The 18,302-nt window shown below is 38.4% G+C and carries 20 protein-coding genes; 14 read left to right on the forward strand and 6 right to left on the reverse strand.

The features are described 5' to 3' along the window. Position 1 precedes the first annotated feature (1 nt). The 3 genes from ABJG98_RS07220 (at position 2) to ABJG98_RS07230 (ending at position 976) form a co-directional block, all read left to right on the forward strand. Positions 2 to 244, forward strand: coding sequence for a hypothetical protein (locus ABJG98_RS07220; protein WP_348278821.1), 243 nt, complete (start codon positions 2 to 4; stop codon positions 242 to 244). 7 nt (positions 245 to 251) lie between these two features. Then, a complete protein-coding gene (locus tag ABJG98_RS07225; RefSeq protein ID WP_348278822.1) occupies positions 252 to 503 on the forward strand; it encodes a hypothetical protein in 252 nt (83 codons plus the stop codon). 80 nt (positions 504 to 583) lie between these two features. Continuing rightward, positions 584 to 976 carry a VOC family protein gene (locus ABJG98_RS07230; RefSeq protein ID WP_348278823.1) on the forward strand — a complete coding sequence of 131 codons (393 nt, stop codon included), beginning with the start codon at positions 584 to 586 and terminating at the stop codon, positions 974 to 976. 1 nt (position 977) lies between these two features. On the opposite strand, the gene ABJG98_RS07235 is transcribed toward ABJG98_RS07230, so the two are convergent. Beyond that, on the reverse strand, positions 978 to 1,319 hold the full coding sequence (locus ABJG98_RS07235; RefSeq protein WP_348278824.1) for a hypothetical protein: 342 nt from the start codon (positions 1,317 to 1,319) through the stop codon (positions 978 to 980). Then, positions 1,316 to 1,861, reverse strand: coding sequence for a sigma-70 family RNA polymerase sigma factor (locus tag ABJG98_RS07240; RefSeq protein WP_348278825.1), 546 nt, complete (start codon positions 1,859 to 1,861; stop codon positions 1,316 to 1,318). Before ABJG98_RS07240 ends, ABJG98_RS07235 begins: the two co-directional genes overlap by 4 nt. Positions 1,862 to 1,987: 126 nt before the next feature. Between ABJG98_RS07240 and ABJG98_RS07245 the strand changes: the two genes are divergently transcribed. The 4 genes from ABJG98_RS07245 to ABJG98_RS07260 all read left to right on the forward strand — a co-directional run bounded on the left by ABJG98_RS07245 (position 1,988) and on the right by ABJG98_RS07260 (position 4,655). Then, positions 1,988 to 2,320, forward strand: a complete 333-nt coding sequence (locus ABJG98_RS07245; RefSeq protein ID WP_348278826.1) for a DUF6249 domain-containing protein — start codon at positions 1,988 to 1,990, stop codon at positions 2,318 to 2,320. Positions 2,321 to 2,474: 154 nt separating this feature from the next. Then, a complete protein-coding gene (locus tag ABJG98_RS07250; RefSeq protein WP_348278827.1) occupies positions 2,475 to 2,621 on the forward strand; it encodes a hypothetical protein in 147 nt (48 codons plus the stop codon). A gap of 76 nt (positions 2,622 to 2,697) precedes the next feature. Then, positions 2,698 to 3,762, forward strand: a complete 1,065-nt coding sequence (gene fbaA / locus ABJG98_RS07255; RefSeq protein WP_348278828.1) for a class II fructose-bisphosphate aldolase — start codon at positions 2,698 to 2,700, stop codon at positions 3,760 to 3,762. A gap of 5 nt (positions 3,763 to 3,767) precedes the next feature. Continuing rightward, complete coding sequence (locus ABJG98_RS07260; protein WP_348278829.1) at positions 3,768 to 4,655, forward strand: 3-hydroxybutyryl-CoA dehydrogenase; 888 nt, start codon at positions 3,768 to 3,770, stop codon at positions 4,653 to 4,655. A 63-nt stretch (positions 4,656 to 4,718) separates the two neighbouring features. Here ABJG98_RS07260 and ABJG98_RS07265 read toward each other — a convergent pair whose 3' ends face one another. The 3 genes from ABJG98_RS07265 to ABJG98_RS07275 all read right to left on the reverse strand — a co-directional run bounded on the left by ABJG98_RS07265 (position 4,719) and on the right by ABJG98_RS07275 (position 9,287). After that, positions 4,719 to 6,701: a tail fiber domain-containing protein gene (locus ABJG98_RS07265; RefSeq protein WP_348278830.1), complete on the reverse strand. Its 1,983-nt coding sequence runs from the start codon at positions 6,699 to 6,701 to the stop codon at positions 4,719 to 4,721. Positions 6,702 to 6,818: 117 nt separating this feature from the next. Next, positions 6,819 to 7,535, reverse strand: a complete 717-nt coding sequence (locus ABJG98_RS07270) for a response regulator (RefSeq protein WP_348278831.1) — start codon at positions 7,533 to 7,535, stop codon at positions 6,819 to 6,821. After that, entirely contained in the window at positions 7,536 to 9,287 is a 1,752-nt protein-coding gene (locus ABJG98_RS07275) for a histidine kinase dimerization/phosphoacceptor domain -containing protein (protein WP_348278832.1), read from the reverse strand. 145 nt (positions 9,288 to 9,432) lie between these two features. Between ABJG98_RS07275 and ABJG98_RS07280 the strand changes: the two genes are divergently transcribed. From ABJG98_RS07280 to ABJG98_RS07310, 7 genes are all read left to right on the forward strand, one after another. Next, complete coding sequence (locus ABJG98_RS07280; RefSeq protein ID WP_348278833.1) at positions 9,433 to 11,601, forward strand: S9 family peptidase; 2,169 nt, start codon at positions 9,433 to 9,435, stop codon at positions 11,599 to 11,601. Positions 11,602 to 11,672: 71 nt separating this feature from the next. Continuing rightward, complete coding sequence (locus tag ABJG98_RS07285) at positions 11,673 to 12,752, forward strand: serine hydrolase (RefSeq protein ID WP_348278834.1); 1,080 nt, start codon at positions 11,673 to 11,675, stop codon at positions 12,750 to 12,752. 54 nt (positions 12,753 to 12,806) lie between these two features. Then, positions 12,807 to 13,055, forward strand: a complete 249-nt coding sequence (locus tag ABJG98_RS07290; protein WP_348278835.1) for a hypothetical protein — start codon at positions 12,807 to 12,809, stop codon at positions 13,053 to 13,055. 370 nt (positions 13,056 to 13,425) lie between these two features. After that, a complete protein-coding gene (locus ABJG98_RS07295) occupies positions 13,426 to 14,010 on the forward strand; it encodes a DUF4389 domain-containing protein (protein WP_348278836.1) in 585 nt (194 codons plus the stop codon). Beyond that, positions 14,007 to 14,492, forward strand: coding sequence for a DUF4870 domain-containing protein (locus ABJG98_RS07300; RefSeq protein WP_348278837.1), 486 nt, complete (start codon positions 14,007 to 14,009; stop codon positions 14,490 to 14,492). Before ABJG98_RS07295 ends, ABJG98_RS07300 begins: the two co-directional genes overlap by 4 nt. After that, entirely contained in the window at positions 14,489 to 15,274 is a 786-nt protein-coding gene (locus tag ABJG98_RS07305) for a M48 family metallopeptidase (RefSeq protein ID WP_348278838.1), read from the forward strand. The genes ABJG98_RS07300 and ABJG98_RS07305 overlap by 4 nt, the downstream gene beginning before the upstream one ends. A gap of 82 nt (positions 15,275 to 15,356) precedes the next feature. Further along, positions 15,357 to 17,771 carry an ABC transporter permease gene (locus tag ABJG98_RS07310; protein WP_348278839.1) on the forward strand — a complete coding sequence of 805 codons (2,415 nt, stop codon included), beginning with the start codon at positions 15,357 to 15,359 and terminating at the stop codon, positions 17,769 to 17,771. On the opposite strand, the gene ABJG98_RS07315 is transcribed toward ABJG98_RS07310, so the two are convergent. Continuing rightward, positions 17,772 to 18,287, reverse strand: coding sequence for a hypothetical protein (locus ABJG98_RS07315; RefSeq protein WP_348278840.1), 516 nt, complete (start codon positions 18,285 to 18,287; stop codon positions 17,772 to 17,774). Positions 18,288 to 18,302 lie beyond the last annotated feature (15 nt).

Consider the following 18,302-nt stretch of genomic DNA (forward strand, 5'->3'; position numbering starts at 1 on the left):
TATGGCAAAGAATGTAATAATCGTAATTTTGATTTTGATAACCGCTTTCTCAATGATATATGCTTTTATAAAAGCTGATGAAGCTGGGAAATCAAGAATAATAGCAGAACAACAGCGATTGGAGGCTGAAAAATTAAGAGATGAGGCAGTCATATTGCAGCTAAGAGCCCAAGAGTCTGCTGCCGAGGCTCTTCGACAGCACCAGCTTGCTGAGGAAGCTTTGCGTGATTGTCAATCAAAATAAAATAACGATGAAAAAAAATATTCTAATAATCATTTTGTTCCTGACAACGAGCATCAGCACATTTTACTCGTACATTAAAGCAAATGAAGCTGAAAAGCTAGCGTTAGAAATTGACAAGTATAAAACCATCGCAGATCAGCAGAAGATGGAGGCTGAGAGACAAGCAGAGTTAGCTGTGATGACTGCCGCAGAAGCAAAACGTCAGGAGGCTTTAGCACTTCAACTTGAAGATCGACTTACAAAATGTCAATCTAAATGACTCACCCTTTCAGGTGATTTTCATTTTTCTTTTTTGAGACCCGGTATTTCTCACTTTATTTGGATCAAAACACATCCGATATGAAAAAAAGAGTAACAGGAATCGGAGGTATTTTCTTTAAGACGGAAGATCCTCAAAAAATGAAAGATTGGTATCGATCACATCTGGGTATTGAATCTGATCAATATGGTGGTCTATTTAAGTGGAGAGATCATGATGATAAGGAGCAAGTATGTACCACAGCCTGGAGTCCATTCGACAAAGACACTACTTACTTTGGTCCGAGTAAAAAAGAATACATGTTCAACTATCGGGTAGAAAACCTTGTTGAATTGCTTGATCAATTGAAGAAAGAAGGTGTAGAAGTGGTAGGCGAGATTGAGGAATTTGAATATGGAAAGTTTGGTTGGATAATGGATCCTGAAGGTAGAAAAATAGAGCTGTGGGAACCGATAGATGCACCCTTTCTCTAGATCATATATTCATTATTATCTTATTCTTCACCAATCGCTTGTCCAGGTATTGAACAACTGTAATTAATAAGCCAATTAATACTGCCAGCGGGATTATACCTGAAACACCATCATTGAAGGTCTTTAAACTATCCAGTGTACCTGGTAAGAAATATGCGATAGTTCCGTAACCGAAACCAAAAATTATCAGAGTTCCTAAAGCCATCCAGATGTACAATTTTCTCTGGCTGGCTTTTTCTTGTTTCCTGATGGCCTGAACTACTCGATCCTTAAAGTCTTTCCTTAGCTGGAAATCAGGTTCGGTTTTTAAAACCTCATCAATTAAATCTTCAATTTTTTTCATATCAATGCTACCTCCTTTCGTGCGTGTTCTTCAATGATTTTTTTAAGCTTTGATTTAGCTCTATGAATGTAATTTTTGACTGTCCCTTCAGGCATACCTGTAATCTTCACAATCTCTGGATAGCTAAATCCATCCAAATAAAACAAGGTAAGCACAGTCTTATAACTAACTGGCAATTGGTCAATCAACCCATGAATAAATAGCTTCATATCTTCTTTCTCTGTCACTTGAAATTCTCCACCTACTTTGAATTCAATATGATCCAAATCCACCTGATCTAGTTTTTTCTTTTTGGCAAAATTAACTGCCATACGATATGCAATAGTTGCAATCCAGGTCGACAACTTAGCGTCAAAATTGAATCCATTTAATTTGTTAATGACCTTGACAAATACGTCCTGACATAACTCCTCTCGATCCATATTATCAGAAACTACACGAGCAACCATGTGGATCACCAATCTCTCATACTTAGAGATAAGTAATCTTATCGCCGAATCGCTCCCGCTTAAAACCTGCCTTACAAGCTGCTTTTCATCCATGGATATTTATTAGTCAGTTTCCCGAACTAAAATGTTGCACAGAAAAATATTTTTTCTCAACCTGCAACATTTTGAATCCACCTACTTGTCAAAAGGAAAAATGTTCAACTTAAAAATTAGACAATTATGAACGACTTAATACCAATAGTAGCTATTATATCCGTTTTTGGATCAGTAATACTTTTTGTTACCATTTTGACGAATTACGCATTGAAAAAGAAACTAATAGACAAAGACATGGTAAACAATGAAACAACAAATCTTTTCAGTAAGAAAGAAAGTAGACAAAACGCTTTAAAATGGGGGCTTATCATATTTTTTGGAGGTTTAGGCTTAATTGTGATTGATTCTATGAATCTAGACAATGATGAAGCCATGCCATATGGAATTGAGGCCGTAAGCATCGCACTCGGATTTCTGGTTTACTACTTTATGATAAAGAAAGAAATAGAGGACTAACGTAGATAATGGCGCAGCTCAAAGGTCAAAAGCTTAAAATACTGCGTTGCGCCATATCGAATTTCGTCTAAGAAAACTGGTCATTCATCTATAATACCACTTATTCTAAAACCTTTTTAAACCATTGGCACACAGGTTGGGTCTAAAGAATCCTATGAAGTGGAGAATCCTAATCAAGCTACTTTATTTAATTACCTTATTTGGCCTTGCTGCCTATAAGTGGGACAAGGAATCACAACTTATCGATTCTGATCCAAATGTTGACCCTTCATCTATACAGCAAGCTTATAACGAAGCTTAAGTTCGTTTTCATTCCATTGGCTAGAAGTTATATTTGCAGAACAAAATTCTGTTTATAACTCTCAAAAATCTACACAATGAAATTTAGACCTGGTGTACTGACCGGACAGGAAGTCACAGACCTTCTCAACTATGCCAATGAAAATGACTTTGCATTACCTGCCGTAAACGTTACAAGCTCTAGCACGGTAAATGCAGTTCTTGAATCAGCAAAAGACATCAATTCACCTGTAATGATCCAATTTTCCAATGGTGGAGCAGCATTTATGGCTGGTAAGGGTCTTTCCAACGACGGACAAGCTGCGGCAATTGCTGGTGGTGTAGCGGGTGCTCATCATGTTCATCAATTAGCAGAAGCTTATGGTGTAACTGTTGTACTTCATACTGATCACGCAGCTAGAAAACTATTACCTTGGATTGATGGGCTTTTAGACGCTGGCGAAAAGCATTTTGAGCAAACTGGAAAAGCATTATACTCCTCGCATATGTTGGATCTTTCAGAAGAGCCGATCGAGGAAAACATCGACACATGTGTAGAATATTTCAAACGAATGGCCAAAATGGGCATGACGCTTGAAATAGAGCTTGGTGTAACTGGCGGTGAGGAAGATGGAGTGGATAATTCAGACGTAGATAACTCCATGCTATATACCCAACCTGAAGAAGTGGCATATGCTTACGAGAAGCTCAAAGAAGTTAGCGATAACTTCACAATAGCAGCTGCCTTTGGGAATGTTCATGGAGTTTATAAGCCTGGAAACGTAAAGCTGACACCAATCATACTTAAGAACTCTCAAGATCATATCCAGCAAAAACACAACACTTCAACCAACCCGGTAAATTTTGTATTTCATGGTGGATCAGGTTCTTCAAGAGCTGAAATTAGAGAAGCCATATCTTATGGAGCTATCAAAATGAATATCGATACGGACCTCCAATGGGCTTATTGGGATGGTGTTAGAGGTTACTATCAGGATAAGGAAGGTTATTTACAAGCACAAATTGGAAACCCGGAAGGAGATGATAAGCCTAACAAGAAATTTTATGATCCACGAGTTTGGGTTCGTGAGGCAGAAAAATCGTTTGCTGAGCGCTTAAAGCTCGCTTTTGAAGACTTGAATTGTGTAGGAAAGAACGCTTAAATCAAATGAAGAATATTTCAGTAATTGGTAGTGGGACAATGGGTAATGGTATTGCTCATGTTTTTGCACAAAGTGGATTCAAAGTTTCGTTAATTGATATCAATGAAGCTGCACTCGAAAAAGCCATAGCTACAATATCAAAAAACCTGGACCGCATGGTTCAAAAAGAGAAGATTAGCGAAGGTGAAAAAAATGATGCGCTAAAAAATATAGCCACCTATACTTCAACGGAAGAAGGTGTGAAAAATGCAGATCTAGTAGTAGAAGCAGCAACAGAAAACTTCGAGATAAAAAAGAAGATTTTCGAAACCATGGACACATTTGCTCCAGAAGGAGCAATTCTTTCCACCAATACATCATCTATTTCAATTACCCAAATTGCCGCTTCGACAAAGCGTCCAAACAAGGTAATAGGCATGCACTTTATGAATCCTGTTCCGGTCATGAAGCTCATTGAAGTAATTCGTGGATATGCAACATCTAACGAAACCACTTCCACGATCATGGAGATGAGCAAGAAGTTGGGCAAAGTACCTGTAGAAGTTAATGACTATCCAGGATTTGTTGCTAATCGTATCTTGATGCCAATGATCAATGAGGCTATCATAACTTTACATGAAGGTGTAGCTGGTGTTGAGGAAATAGACACAGTAATGAAGCTGGGAATGGCGCATCCAATGGGTCCTTTGCATCTGGCTGATTTTATTGGACTGGATGTTTGTCTATCGATCATGAATGTACTTTATGATGGATTTGGTAATCCAAAATATGCACCTTGTCCTTTATTGGTAAACATGGTAACAGCAGGGTATCTTGGAGCCAAGACACGAGAAGGATTTTATAAGTACACGCCTGGTTCAAAAGACCTGGTGGTCAGCGAAATGTTCAAATAAAAGAATTAAAGCCCCTTGAGAACCAAGGGGCTTTTTACTACTCGGACGGTATAATCGACCATACTATTCCAAGAGCATCTTTTTTGTTTCCACAATCTGATTGTCTACAACTAAACTGTAATGGAATAGTCCGGTTCCAATTTCGGACTTACTAAGATTCAATTCATTTCTACCAGGAAGCAGACCTTCAATCTCAGTAACTTTTTTCCCTTGTAAGTCGAATACAACCAGTCGTGCTTTGCCAATGAATTCAGATGGAATTTGATATACAATTGTTGTCTGACCATCGGCAGGATTTGGGTAGTTCTGTTCTATACCAAATCCACGCAAATCATTCAAGACACCATTGTTATTTATTGATTCTATCTCTTCGGAATTGGAATGAGCTGCTGATTTCATATTCTCAATCTCACCTGACAGCTCCTTTATTGCCTCAACTAGTAGCGGTACAACCTTAGAATAATCAACAGCAAGTGATCCGTCTTTGAGCTCTGCAACCGCCTCTGGCAATACTTCTTTCAGCTCTTGAGCCATAAACCCCACCTGCTTTCCTTTCGGAAGATTGATCTTCTGATCTGACTTGTAAGTGTAGGTAACGCCCTTAATTTTTCTTACTTTGTCAAGTGCACCGGTAATGACTTGTCTGTTCTTTTTGAGACGAGCATCTGAAGACTGCCAAAAACCTGTTGCATATGCATCGCCATCTACATATAAAGTGTACTTATCCTGATAAGCTGTAGGTGGAATAGTACCAATGGCGACATGATTTTTGCTGAAATCTCCATAGATCAGGTTAGAGAATCTATCATTGGCGATGTGGAGTTTATTTGACTCCTCTTCAAAATACCCTGCTTCGTACCCAAGAAATACATTTCTAAATGCTCTTTGCCCTTTGTTTCCTGCATTGTACCCCACGTATACATTGTCTTCTCCTACCACATTATGATAACCGGAATACACGCCTAGGTAGGTGTTGCGACTGCCATCCAAGTTTTTGTTTCCAGAATATTTTCCGAGAAAAGTGTTTTGCTCACCACGCTCGTTAAATGTTCCAGATAGCCCACCGACAAAAGTGTTATCGTGTGCTGTTTTATTGGAATTACCAGCCCATGTTCCAATAAATACATTGTCAACTCCAGTTTCATTCAAATTACCTGCTAGATGACCAATGAAGGTGTTTTGAGATCCTACTGTGGTTTTATGACCGGCCTGATGTCCGACGAAAGTATTGCCATCTGCAGTGGTCAAATTACCAGTTTTAAACCCTACAAATGTGTTTGCATTTCCGCTTGCATTGGCCTCTCCAGAGGCATAGCCGATATATGTATTGGCTCCTGTCTCATTATTGTATCCTGCGTGATATCCAACAAACGTATTGTTTTCTCCTTCCCTATTTTTATATCCACTCTCCTTGCCAATAAAAGTATTTGATGAACCGAATGTATTATTGATGCCCGTGGACTGTCCCACAAATACATTATTTGCTCCTGCTGTATTGTTGCGTCCCGCCGTATGACCAATAAATGTATTTGCGTCGGCTGAATTGTTTTCACCAGCATAACCTCCAAAAAAGGTGTTGTAGCTCCCGGTAGCCTGATATCCGGCATATGCACCAGTATACGTATTACCGCCTCCGGTACCGTTATTTGCTCCGGTTCCGGTTCCTAAAAATGTATTATGAGTTCCTGAAGTGCTGAATTGACCAGCTCCATTCCCGATGAAGGTATTCCATTTTCCGGTCGTATGATATCGTCCAGACGAAATACCAAAAAAGGCATTCCCCGCTCCTGTTGTATTTGATTGACCAGAGAAACTGCCGACGAATGTATTGGAACTACCGAAGGTATTGAAGCCTGCATTGAAGCCAATGAGCGTGTTGTTGGTGCTTACAATAGATAGACTATTTCCGGCGGCAATACCTACCGAAGTATTCTGCATTCCACTATCTCCATTTCCAGCGCTGGCCGTTGGATAGCTTGCATTTGTTTGCGCAAAGAGCGCCATCGATATGCAAGTGGAGATTAGGGTGAGTATTAATTTTTTCATGTGAATAGGATTTTGATTCTCACATGAAGCTAGGTTCTAATCAAATGTGTATTGAACAAAAACAAGTGAACTCATAGATCTAACAAGTGAACCTCAGAAATTTATAAGTGAAGGTTCTTAGACATTAAGGAAATCCAGCAGTTTTTGCTTGTATGCTTTTCCAATTGGAATTTCATCGTCTCCAATATGGATCGTATCGGATGAAATCTTGCGAATATGGGTAGCTGACACTAAAAATGATCGGTGTACTCTTATGAAATAATCCGGAAGCTTTTCATTAAATTCTTTTAAAAGTAAGTTCACCAGATAATACTCATCAGTGAGATGAACTTTACAGTAACTATCATAGGCTTGGATCCACAGAATGTCATCAAATTTTAGCTGAACCAACCCAGATCCATCCTTTACAAAAATGGAATCGGTAGGTCTATCAGAATCCTTTTTAGGAAGAATGATTGCGTTTGCATGATTGTGTATAGCCAGCTGGATGGCATTTCTCAAATCTGCATCTTTAAAAGGTTTGGAAACGTATCCAAAGGGATTGATGGATACTGCTTTATTAAATGTTTGTGAATCTGTATGCGCAGAAAGAAATACAACTGGTATTTGCCAATTGATCATTACTTCTTCAGCCAGACCAATTCCTTCATCTCCTCCTTTTAAGTTGATGTCCATCAAAACCAAGTCCGGTTTTTCAGTTTGTAAATGAGTAATGGCTTCTGAAGGGCTACCCACGGCGGCTTGGACCAAAAAGTCCATTGCTATTAGGCGCATCTCAATATCCATGGCAATGGCTGCCTCATCCTCAACAATTAAAATGGTGCGTTTTTCCATCTATGGTGTAAATGAAATTTGATAAGCTGTTCCCTTCATACTCAACCGTTCGATAGATCCGTTGATTTGACGAACCAAAGACTTAACGAGCCTTAGTCCAATCGACTGGCTATTGCCTTGTTCATCAAATCCACATCCATTATCAGCTATTCTAAGGTGATACATACCCTCTGCCTTCTCTCCCTTTATATCAATGGTCGGATTTTCAGATTTTTCGAAGGCGTATTTAATACTATTTGTAACTAACTCATTGACAATCAATCCGCAGGGTATAAGCTGATCTAGATCTAAGTCTACTTCTTCTACATTTGTTTGAAAACGTAGGTTTTCTACGGAGTAAGAAGTGGAAAAATGTTCGATTAAATCGACTATGTAAGACTTAAAATTGATCTCTTTCAAATTGCTGGATTGATACAACTTGTCATGGATTGCTGAAATGGCATGGATTCTATCCTGACTTACCTTCAAGAGTTCCTCTGGCTTTCTATTCCCCTTGGTTTGTTCCTGTAGACTCAATAAACTCTCGATAATTTGAAGGTTATTCTTTACCCGGTGATGAATCTCTTTCAACAAAACCTCTTTCTCCTCTGCACTCCGCTTTTTCAGCTTATATCTATTAAATAAAATAAGAACCAAGACGAGAAAGATGACTGAGCCCCCGATTAGTACTATCAAAAATATTCTTTGTTGACCAAGACGTGCATCCTTTAGTTCATTCGAAGCATTAAGAAGTGCAATATCATCTTCTCTTTGTTTGGTTTCGTAAGCAACTTTTAGCTCTTCTATCTGACTGAGTTTCTCTTCTTTGAAGATACTGTCTTTGAGAAGTTGAAATTCCTTGAGTGTCAATAAGGCTTTCTCAAAATCTCCTTGATTTTGGTAGATCCTACTAAGTATCTCAATCGTATACTTCTTCTCATTGGCTAATAGAAGTTCATCTGCGATTGCAATAGATATGAGTGCATTTTCTTCAGCTTCATTTAGCCTACCTAAAATCAAATTAGTCTCTGCAAGATTTGTATGAATGACACATAGTGCGGCTTTATGTCCTAGCTTTTCAAAAACGACCTGAGCTTCTTCAAAAGCTTTCAACCCCTCAGAAAATTTCTCCAGCGATATATAAGCTGTGCCAATATTCATATCAATATTGGCAACTCCTTCTTCAAAATCCAACCTGCGCATGACCTCTTTGGCTTTCTGATAGTTTGCTATCTCAGACTCTACGTCACCTAAAATTCCTTTTACAAGTCCAATATTCTGAAGTGCATTGGCGGCCTCTAGCTCATTATTTTCCTTCAGCGCAACCTTATAGCAACGGTCAAAATACTCAGCTGCCTTTATCAAATCATCCAGGTAATAAAAATTTATTGCCTGGGCATTAAGTGCCTTCATCAAGGCTCCCTTGTCTTCAAGCTTTTCTCCTTCTTCAATAGCTCGATAACCAATCACTACGGCGGTATCAAACTTTCCAAGGAAATTGTAAGCCGTTACAATTCTATGCAGTGCGGAAGCCTTTTGGTCTTCCATGGATTTTTCCAATGTTATGTTAAAAGCTAATTGTGCCGTCTTTAACGAACTATCCGGATCTACCTGGCGTAATTCATCAGCTAAACTGAACAATAGTTCAACATGCTTATCAGATTTTTTCTTCGCATTATTAAGCAGCATAACTAATGAGTCAATACTACTTGTCTGACTAGTGGCTAGTTTGGCAACAGCAAAAAAGAATATGCAGAAGATAAATCTCTTCATACGTTTGGTGAGTAAGAATTCTTAAATGTAGAAACATTCGATGTGATCATAAACTATCTGCTTGTTTCAATACCAATTATATAAACGGATTAGGAATATTTTGATTGAATGGGGAACTTACCGCCTTTAAATCCACTTCAACAAAATGAACAAGTTCAAATCACTTGCATTACTTGCCGGAATCATTACTCTGGGAGCATGTACAAACCAAACAACAGAAAAGAAACCTATGAGACCTGATGCACCTGTTGCAGCTAAGGCTGATACTATACTCAAAGAGCATGGACAAACCAGAGTCGATCCATATTTCTGGATGCGTCTAACAGATGAGCAAAAAAGAGCTGAAAAGGCAGATGATCATACCAAGGAAGTTTTGGCCTACCTCAATGCCGAAAATGGCTATACCAAAACAGTAATGTCTCATACAGCGACATTACAAGAAAAGCTATATGATGAAATCGTAGGACGAATAAAACAGACTGATGAGTCTGTCCCTTACTTATCCAACGGATACTGGTATTATGCACGATATGAAGAAGGTGGTGAATATCCAATTTATTGTCGCAAAAAAGGATCATTAGAAGCAGCAGAGGAAGTATTAATCAATGTAAATGAGCTAGCTGAAGAATATGATTTCTATACAGCTGGAGGATTAATTGTAAGCCCTGATAACAAAATCCTCGCTTTTGCAGAAGACACACTAAGCAGGAGAATCTATACGATTCGCTTCAAAAATCTCGAGACCGGTGAAATGATCGAGGACCAGATTGCAAACACAACTGGAGGAGGTGCATGGGCGAATGATAACAAAACATTCTTTTACACTTCTAAGAATAAGGTTTCCTTACTTTCCGAAAAAATTTACCGGCATGAACTTGGTACGCAACCAGAAACAGATGTCATGGTTTACCATGAAAAAGATCCATCATTCTACATTGGTGTATATAAATCTAAATCAGATGATTATGTAATAATCTGGAACAGTAGCACCCTGGTTAGCGATTATCATATTTTGGATGCAAACAATCCCCGTGGTGATTTTCAGCAATTTATCCCTAGAGATGAAAAGGCACATGAATACAGCATCGCACACTTTGAAGATAAGTTCTACATTGTAACTAATTGGGATGCAACCAACTTCCGACTAATGGAGACTCCTACCAGCTCCACGGGGAAAGAAAATTGGAAAGAAGTGATCGCTCATCGAGAAGATGTACTATTGGAAGGTATCGAACTCTTTAATGATTATATGGTAGTAGAAGAGCGTAATAATGGCTTAAGTAATCTCAGAATCATCAATCAAACTTCAGGTGATGAACATTATCTAGATTTTGGTGAACCTGCATACAATGCTTACACTTCAGTAAATGCAGAATTCAATACTAACATTCTTAGATTTGGATATACCTCGATGACTACTCCCAACTCCACATTTGATTACAATATGGAGACTCGTGAGAAAACACTTAAAAAGCAACAAGAAGTAGTCGGTGGACATAATCCTGAAGATTACGTGACAGAAAGGCTTTGGGCAACTGTGCGAGATGGCGAGAAAGTTCCAATTTCTATTGTTTACAAAAAGGGATTTGAGAAGGACGGTTCAGGACCACTTCTTCAATACGGCTATGGCTCATATGGTGCAACAATTGATGCAAGTTTCAGTTCTGATCGATTAAGTCTGCTGGATCGGGGTTTTGCATTTGCCATCGCTCATATACGTGGTGGTCAATTGATGGGGAGACAATGGTATGAAGACGGCAAAATGTTTAAGAAAATGAACACATTCAATGATTTTATTGATTGCTCAAAATTCTTAATTGAAGAAAAGTACACTTCTTCAGAGCATCTTTATGCACAAGGTGGAAGTGCCGGTGGATTGCTTATGGGTGCAGTTGTAAATCTAGCTCCAGAACTATACAATGGTGTGCTGGCAGCGGTTCCATTTGTGGATGTGGTTTCTACAATGTGGGATGAATCCATTCCACTAACCACCAATGAATTTGATGAGTGGGGCAACCCTAAAAATCTAGAATCATACGAGTATATGATGTCTTATTCTCCATATGATCAAGTTTCTGCCCAAGCCTATCCAAACATGCTTGTTACTACTGGCTTGTTTGATTCACAGGTACAATATTGGGAGCCTGCGAAGTGGGTGGCAAAGTTGCGTGACATGAAGACTGATGACAACACTCTCCTTCTTGACACAGACATGGAGGCCGGTCATGGAGGTGCATCAGGAAGGTTTAAAAGATATAAAACCACGTCACTACAATACGCCTTCTTACTTGATCTGGAAGGCTTAAAAGAATAGGCATTAAATAAGTTCTTAGAAATAGCCTCGGAGAGATTCGAGGCTTTTTTAATATCATTAACTTACAAACCATGCCCCGTTTACAGATTTGGCTATCCTTTGTTATTCTTCTTTTCATTTCCTGCAACCAGGAAAATGAAATCGAGGTAATTGAAAACAAGGTAATTGACTTGAGTTTTACTTGGGAAGCAACTTCACCATTGGCTGTTGGTGTGGATTTGGGATCAATTGAAAGGGCGGTGAATCATGCAAGTGAAATAGATCTCATTAGAAGTTTAATCATTGTGAAAAATGGTCGTCTAATTAGTGAAAACTATTTTAAAGATACCGACCATTCCACCTTGTTTGACACACGATCCATTACAAAAAGCATCGTATCAACACTTACATTAATAGCTCTAGATAAAGGAGACCTAACTACTTTAGATCAAAAAATCGATTTAGGTTCCTCATACACTTTAAACCAGCAACAAAAACAAATCTCATACGCACACCTTTTGTCCATGACATCCGGCTTTGCCTGGGACGAATGGACAAACACCTCATATATCGACTGGTTAGGTAGTGCTGATCAAATAGAATTTCTTTTAGCGCTTGAACTTCTTAATGAGCCAGGAACACAATTCACATACAATTCAGGTGCCGTGCATTTGCTTGGAAGGGCATTGGCTAATGAATTAGGGATTTCACTTGAAGATTATGCAAAAATCACACTATTCAACCCTATAGGAATAGATATTGTCGCATGGGAACAATTATCAAGTGGACCAAATGGTGGTGCTGGGATTGATCTTCGAGCAAGAGATTTAGCTAAAGTTGGTCAACTATTCCTCCAGAATGGTGTATCAGGAGAGAAAAGAATTATCTCAAAGGAATCCATTGAACAGCTAACTACGACTAAGATAGCCTTGAATTGGACTTTCGGTCAAATTTCATCACTATCATATGGATATCTTTGGTGGATAGTAGAAGCCCCTGTAAAGGCGTTCATGGCCTGGGGCTATGGCGGTCAATTTATTGTCGTTATTCCGGAAAAAAATATGGTAATTGTTGCAACTACTGATTGGCAATCCCTCGCTGGAGGTCAAGACGCAACCGAGCTTGAGCAAGAAGTTCTAGATTTGATAATCAGCGAACTAACCATCCTGTAAGGTTATCGTGAATGTTAATAATCAAATAAACTTCAAGTTCTTTAAAATGGAAGTATGCCCAAAATAATTGGAACTCGTTATGTATTAGCTGTTAAGGATCTCAAAAAATCTGCTGCGTATTACTGTAATCAATTGAAATTTTCAACAGTCTGGGATAGTGAAGATTGGGTATTCCTAAAAAGAGATTCATGCTTTTTGATGCTTGGCGAATGTAAGAACGATATCTCGGCCCATGAGACCAACAATCATTCGTACTTCGCTTATATTGAAATGAAGACATTGACACCTTTTACAAAGAATTGAAAAAAAATAAGGTTGAGATCATAAGTGAGATAGAAAGTAAACCCTGGAGCCAGCGTGAATTCGCTATCAGAACGATAGATGGTCATCGAATTATGTTTGGCGAAGAATTGTAGATATCGAATGAATTATATTAAGCACAACCAATCAAAACAAAACTCGTCTATTATTATTGAAAAGATTAAATTATTGCAATTACGGCACCTTTTTTGCTGTTTCAAAAGCACATCTATCACCACTCATAATACGATTAGGTTAAGCTATTAAGAGCTGATAGATTTAGCCCTGAAGTGATTCAGGGCTTTTTTTGTTTCAATTTTCAGATATTTCTCAGCTTATTTATCTTACCAGTCTAAACCTAACCTTATCCACAATGAAAATTGACATTAAGTATCAGGAAGAATACTCTAGATTAGAGTTATTGCTTCGATCCCTCTTTGGTGCTATTTATATAGCACTTCCTCATTTATTTCTTCTCATTTTTGTTTCTCTCTGGGGCGCTATCCTATCGTTTATTTCGTGGTGGATTGTTCTATTTACAGGAAAATACCCTCAAAGCTTCTTCGAATTTCAAGAAGGTCTTTTACGATGGAACTTGAGGCTAAATGCAAGGCTCAACAACTTGTGTGACGGATATCCTCCTTTCGGAATTAATGCAAAGGACGATTTTGTTACACTTGAGATACCGTATCCTGAAAAACTGAGTCGTGGAGTTCTTTTACTACGTTTGCTTTTTGGTGGTATTTATGTAATCCTTCCGCATGGTTTCCTTCTTATATTTAGAACGATTGCCTCACTTGTATTGCAATTTCTTGCTTGGTGGGCCGTGCTATTCACAGGAAACTATCCTCAAAGCTGGCATGAGTTCAACGTTGGAACCATCAGATGGAGCATGAGAGTGAATATCTATATGTCATTCATGACAGACGATTATCCGCCATTTTCAGGAAAACCATGAACGAAGCATATCATCCAATTCCACAACCAAGTGAATTAAGTGATAGAGAGAAAGATGATGCAATGGGCTCTTACCTTATGATGTTTGCATCAGTTGCGGTAGGTCTGCCACTTCCCATCATCAATCTTATCGCTGCAATAGTCTATTATTATACAAACAGATCGAAAGGTCTGTTTGTACATTTTCATTCACTACAATCATTGATCAGCCAGCTTCCTACCACCATCATTAACGCGATTGGTGTTTTTTGGGCAGTAAGAATCTACTTTTTCGATTGGGAGCTCACAGATAACTTTAAAGGCTACCTAATCATGGCGCTGATCTTTAACCTTGCTTATTTTATTTTCAGTATCGTTGGAGCTGTGAAAGCTCGAAAAGGTCGTATGTACTACTTTCTATTCTTTGGCAGACTTTCATACGAAGCTGTTTTCAAAAAGAAAGATTCTACCACTATTGTTATTCAAAATCTACCTCCTAAATGAAAATTTGGCGCGAGCTACTCATTCTTGTTTTAATTTTTGGTTTGATTTGGCTTGCCTTTACGTGGAGACCATTGAGTCTCCCTGGCACCGAGTTAAAGTTGAGCAAAGAGCGTGAAAAAGATCTTGCCGAGCTCATAATGGATAACCTGGAAGATGAATATGAATTCTACGATGACTCAGTAGTAAATAAGGTTTTGAAGCCCGTTACCACAAGGCTTCTGGATTCATTGAAGCCTCAGAAATATGAATATAAATTTTACTTACTCGACGATAGTAATGAAATCAATGCTTTTGCTACACTAGATGGAAACATCTATGTCTTTTCCGGTCTACTCAAATTTGTAGATAATCCTGAGCAGCTTGCCGGCATATTGGCTCATGAGATAGGGCACCATGAAAATGGTGATCTGGTGGATAGGCTTATGAAAGAATTGGGTTTAAGCGTCTTGGCTGCTGTACTTACTGGAGGTGATGCAGTAATGATTTCGGAAATTTCTAATCTTCTGCTTTCCACTGGATTTGACCGCAAACAAGAGCGTGAAGCTGATGAATTTGCTTACGATTTGATGGTGAAATCTCAGGTAAATCCAGCTCGGCTTGCTCATTTCTTCACTAAGTTAAAAGCGGAAGAAAAATCTTATCCAGATGATCTTGAAATTATCATGACTCATCCAAACTCAAAAAACAGAATTGAAGGTGCGCTTTCATATCCACTGCCGAAAGACTTTCAAGAAAAAGAATTCACTTTGCAATGGGAAATGTTGATAGAGACTAACTTATAGATCAACACCCTACAACTATTCTAATTTTGTAACATCCTTTTATGGGTGGTTGTCTAACAACCAGAACCCAAAACTTAAAAGGATGCTAAAGAATTACTTAACCATTGCTTTCAGGAATTTATGGAAGCATAAACTATTTACTGGACTAAATATCTTTGGATTGTCACTTAGCATGTCTATCTGCTTGGTCCTTATCTTACTTGTATATGACCATTTTCAGTATGATAAATTTCACCCTGAGGTAGACAAGACGTATCGGATCACATCCCTCTATAAAGGTCAAGAAGGAGCTTTTGACGAAGCTTACGCTACTTCCTCACTCCTTTTCAAAAAACACCTGATTGACAACTATTCATTTGTCAAAACAGCTACGAATCTCAATAGCAGCTTTAGAGGTGAGATTAGATCTCCTCATAAAATACTAGACATTAACTCACTTTATGCAGATGAACATTTTTTCAATGTATTTGGATTTCAATTATTTGAGGGGGATCCTGTAACTGCATTAAAAAATCCATTTAGTGTGGTGCTGAGTCATGATTTAGCTAATAAACTATTTCCTGATCAATCTGCAATTGGCCAAACAGTTGATTTTGAAGATCATGGTAGCTATCAGGTTACTGGAGTACTTAATAAAGTAACGTCCAATACTCATCTTGAATTTGAGGCACTTGGGTCTTTCAGCACCATTCCTATCCTTGTCGAGAAAGAGGTCTTTAGCGATTCATATGATTCTTGGCGGAATATTTGGGATAATTACAATTACCTCGTGCTAAATAGCTCATCTGACAGAGCTAAAACTGAACGCATAATCAATGAATTGGCTGAAGCCAACCTGGAGGTATCTGAAAAGCATCCTGGTTGGATTTTTCGCCTGCAGGCATTGGATGAAATTGTTCCTGGTAGATCAATGTCTAATGAAATAGGTTTTTCTCTCCCATGGTTTGTATTAGCATTTTTTGGCTTGCTGGGATTGATTGTATTGATTACTGCATCAATCAATTACACCAATCTTTCAATTGCTAAATCATTAAGTCGGGCAAAAGAGATTGGCATACGAAAAGTCAATGGTGCCAGTAAGAGTCAAATAATTTCCCAATTTTTAACCGAATCTGTTCTTACCGCTCTCATCTCATTGGTTCTTTCTGTATTTATATATCGCTATCTCATTCTGGTATTCAATGAAATATGGATATTCAATCAGGTCGGTGTTTCGCTTGAAGATTCACTTGGGACCTACGGCTATTTCATTCTTTTCACAATTATTATTGGACTGTTTACTGGAATTGGGCCGGCATTGTTTTTATCTCGCTTAAAAGCGATCAATACCTTGAAAGGTTCTGTTTCCTTGTCCAAATCTCACAGACGTTCCATTTTATCATACATTACTGGTAAACGAACACTGATTAGCATACAATTCTGTCTTTCTATTCTGATGTTGGTCACGATATTAATTTTGCACAAGCAGGCCAACTATCTGACTGGAGCTACTTATGGATTCAATGAAACGGAAGTTTTCTATGTGAATACGCGTGATCATGATCCTGAATTATTAAAGCAGCATTATGGTACGATGGCGGGTGTTGAAAATGTAACATTCACCTCACATCATCCAGCAATTGGTCGCTCGCATGGCAATGGTGCCAAATGGAAAAAAGATCAAGAGCCGATTACGCTATATCATTTTTCGGTTGATCATAATTATCTAAACGTGATGGATTTGGAGTTAATTGCAGGAAATGACTTTCCTAAAGAAGCGCCTGACACAAACGAGAAGTTCTTGATTATCAACGAAACTGCCGTTGCTACCTACGGATTTGAATCTATAAACCAAGCATTGGGTGAGACTTTAACAGTAGACACATTGGCAATGACAATCATAGGTGTTGTGAAAGATTACCACTGGGAGCCGTTAATGAAATCAATCCGCCCTCTTGGATTGAGAATTCAACCAGAAAGATATGAATACGTGTATTTAAAAATCAAAAGTGATAACCTAATTAAAGAAGGTGATCGGTTCGAAGAAGCGTGGACTGAGTTTGATCCGGCACGTGAGTTTGAAGGGGGATTTCTAAACAAACAGCTTGATGAGTTTTATCAGTTTTTTTATGACCTTGGTAACATTCTCACATACATAGCAATGATTGCCTTGTCTATTACAGGGCTTGGATTTTTAGGCATGGTTAGTTTCGAACTTAAGACCAAAATAAAAGAGATTGGCATCCGTAAAGTGTTAGGTGCTTCTTTTAGATCGTTAACATTTTCAATGTCGAAGGGTTTTATCATCATGATCATGGTTACTTCCATTTTGACGATTCCACTTGGGATATGGATCAATAGTTTATGGGTAAATCTTATGGCTTTTCATGCTCCATTGGATGTAACCATCATCATTCCAACTGTATTAATAGTACTTGGCATTGCAGGAGCTACGATAATTTCTCAGGTGTGGATTAATGCCAATAAGAACCCTACTGAAACCCTCAGGGCAGAATGATTATTTAAAAATACATTCAGCGTTAGCTTTAGAAATTTCAACTACCGCTTCTGGCACGACTTGATCGCTGAATGTATTTTTCATTTCCATGATTCGAATGAAGACAATTCCCGATTCAGTAATATCCTTCATGTCTTGCTCAGTCATTTGAAAAGTAATGTCATAACGTGAAATTTTAGTACCAAAATCATTAATAATCTCTGGGACTGAACGCTCAATGGATTGCATCTTGAGGACTGCTCCATTTCCAGCTCTCATTACCAATTCACTACCTTTTGGAATCACTGTATCCAATTCGCCATAATCCCCTACTTCAACATTAAATTTAAAATCGCTTCCATTGCGGATATAGGAGAAAAAGTAAAATGGTGTGGGGCCTGTGAGTCTTGTGCGAACTGTACGAATGATATCATCCGTTATTGGATCTTTCTCGTTCACGATATATTTACATATCTGTGCATTAGCAGCAAATCCCAAAAATATTAGCCCTACAATTAATGATGCTTTCAGTTTCATGAGTGATTACTTGTG

This window comes from Ekhidna sp. (assembly GCF_039960695.1).
Lineage (GTDB): Bacteria > Bacteroidota > Bacteroidia > Cytophagales > Cyclobacteriaceae > Ekhidna.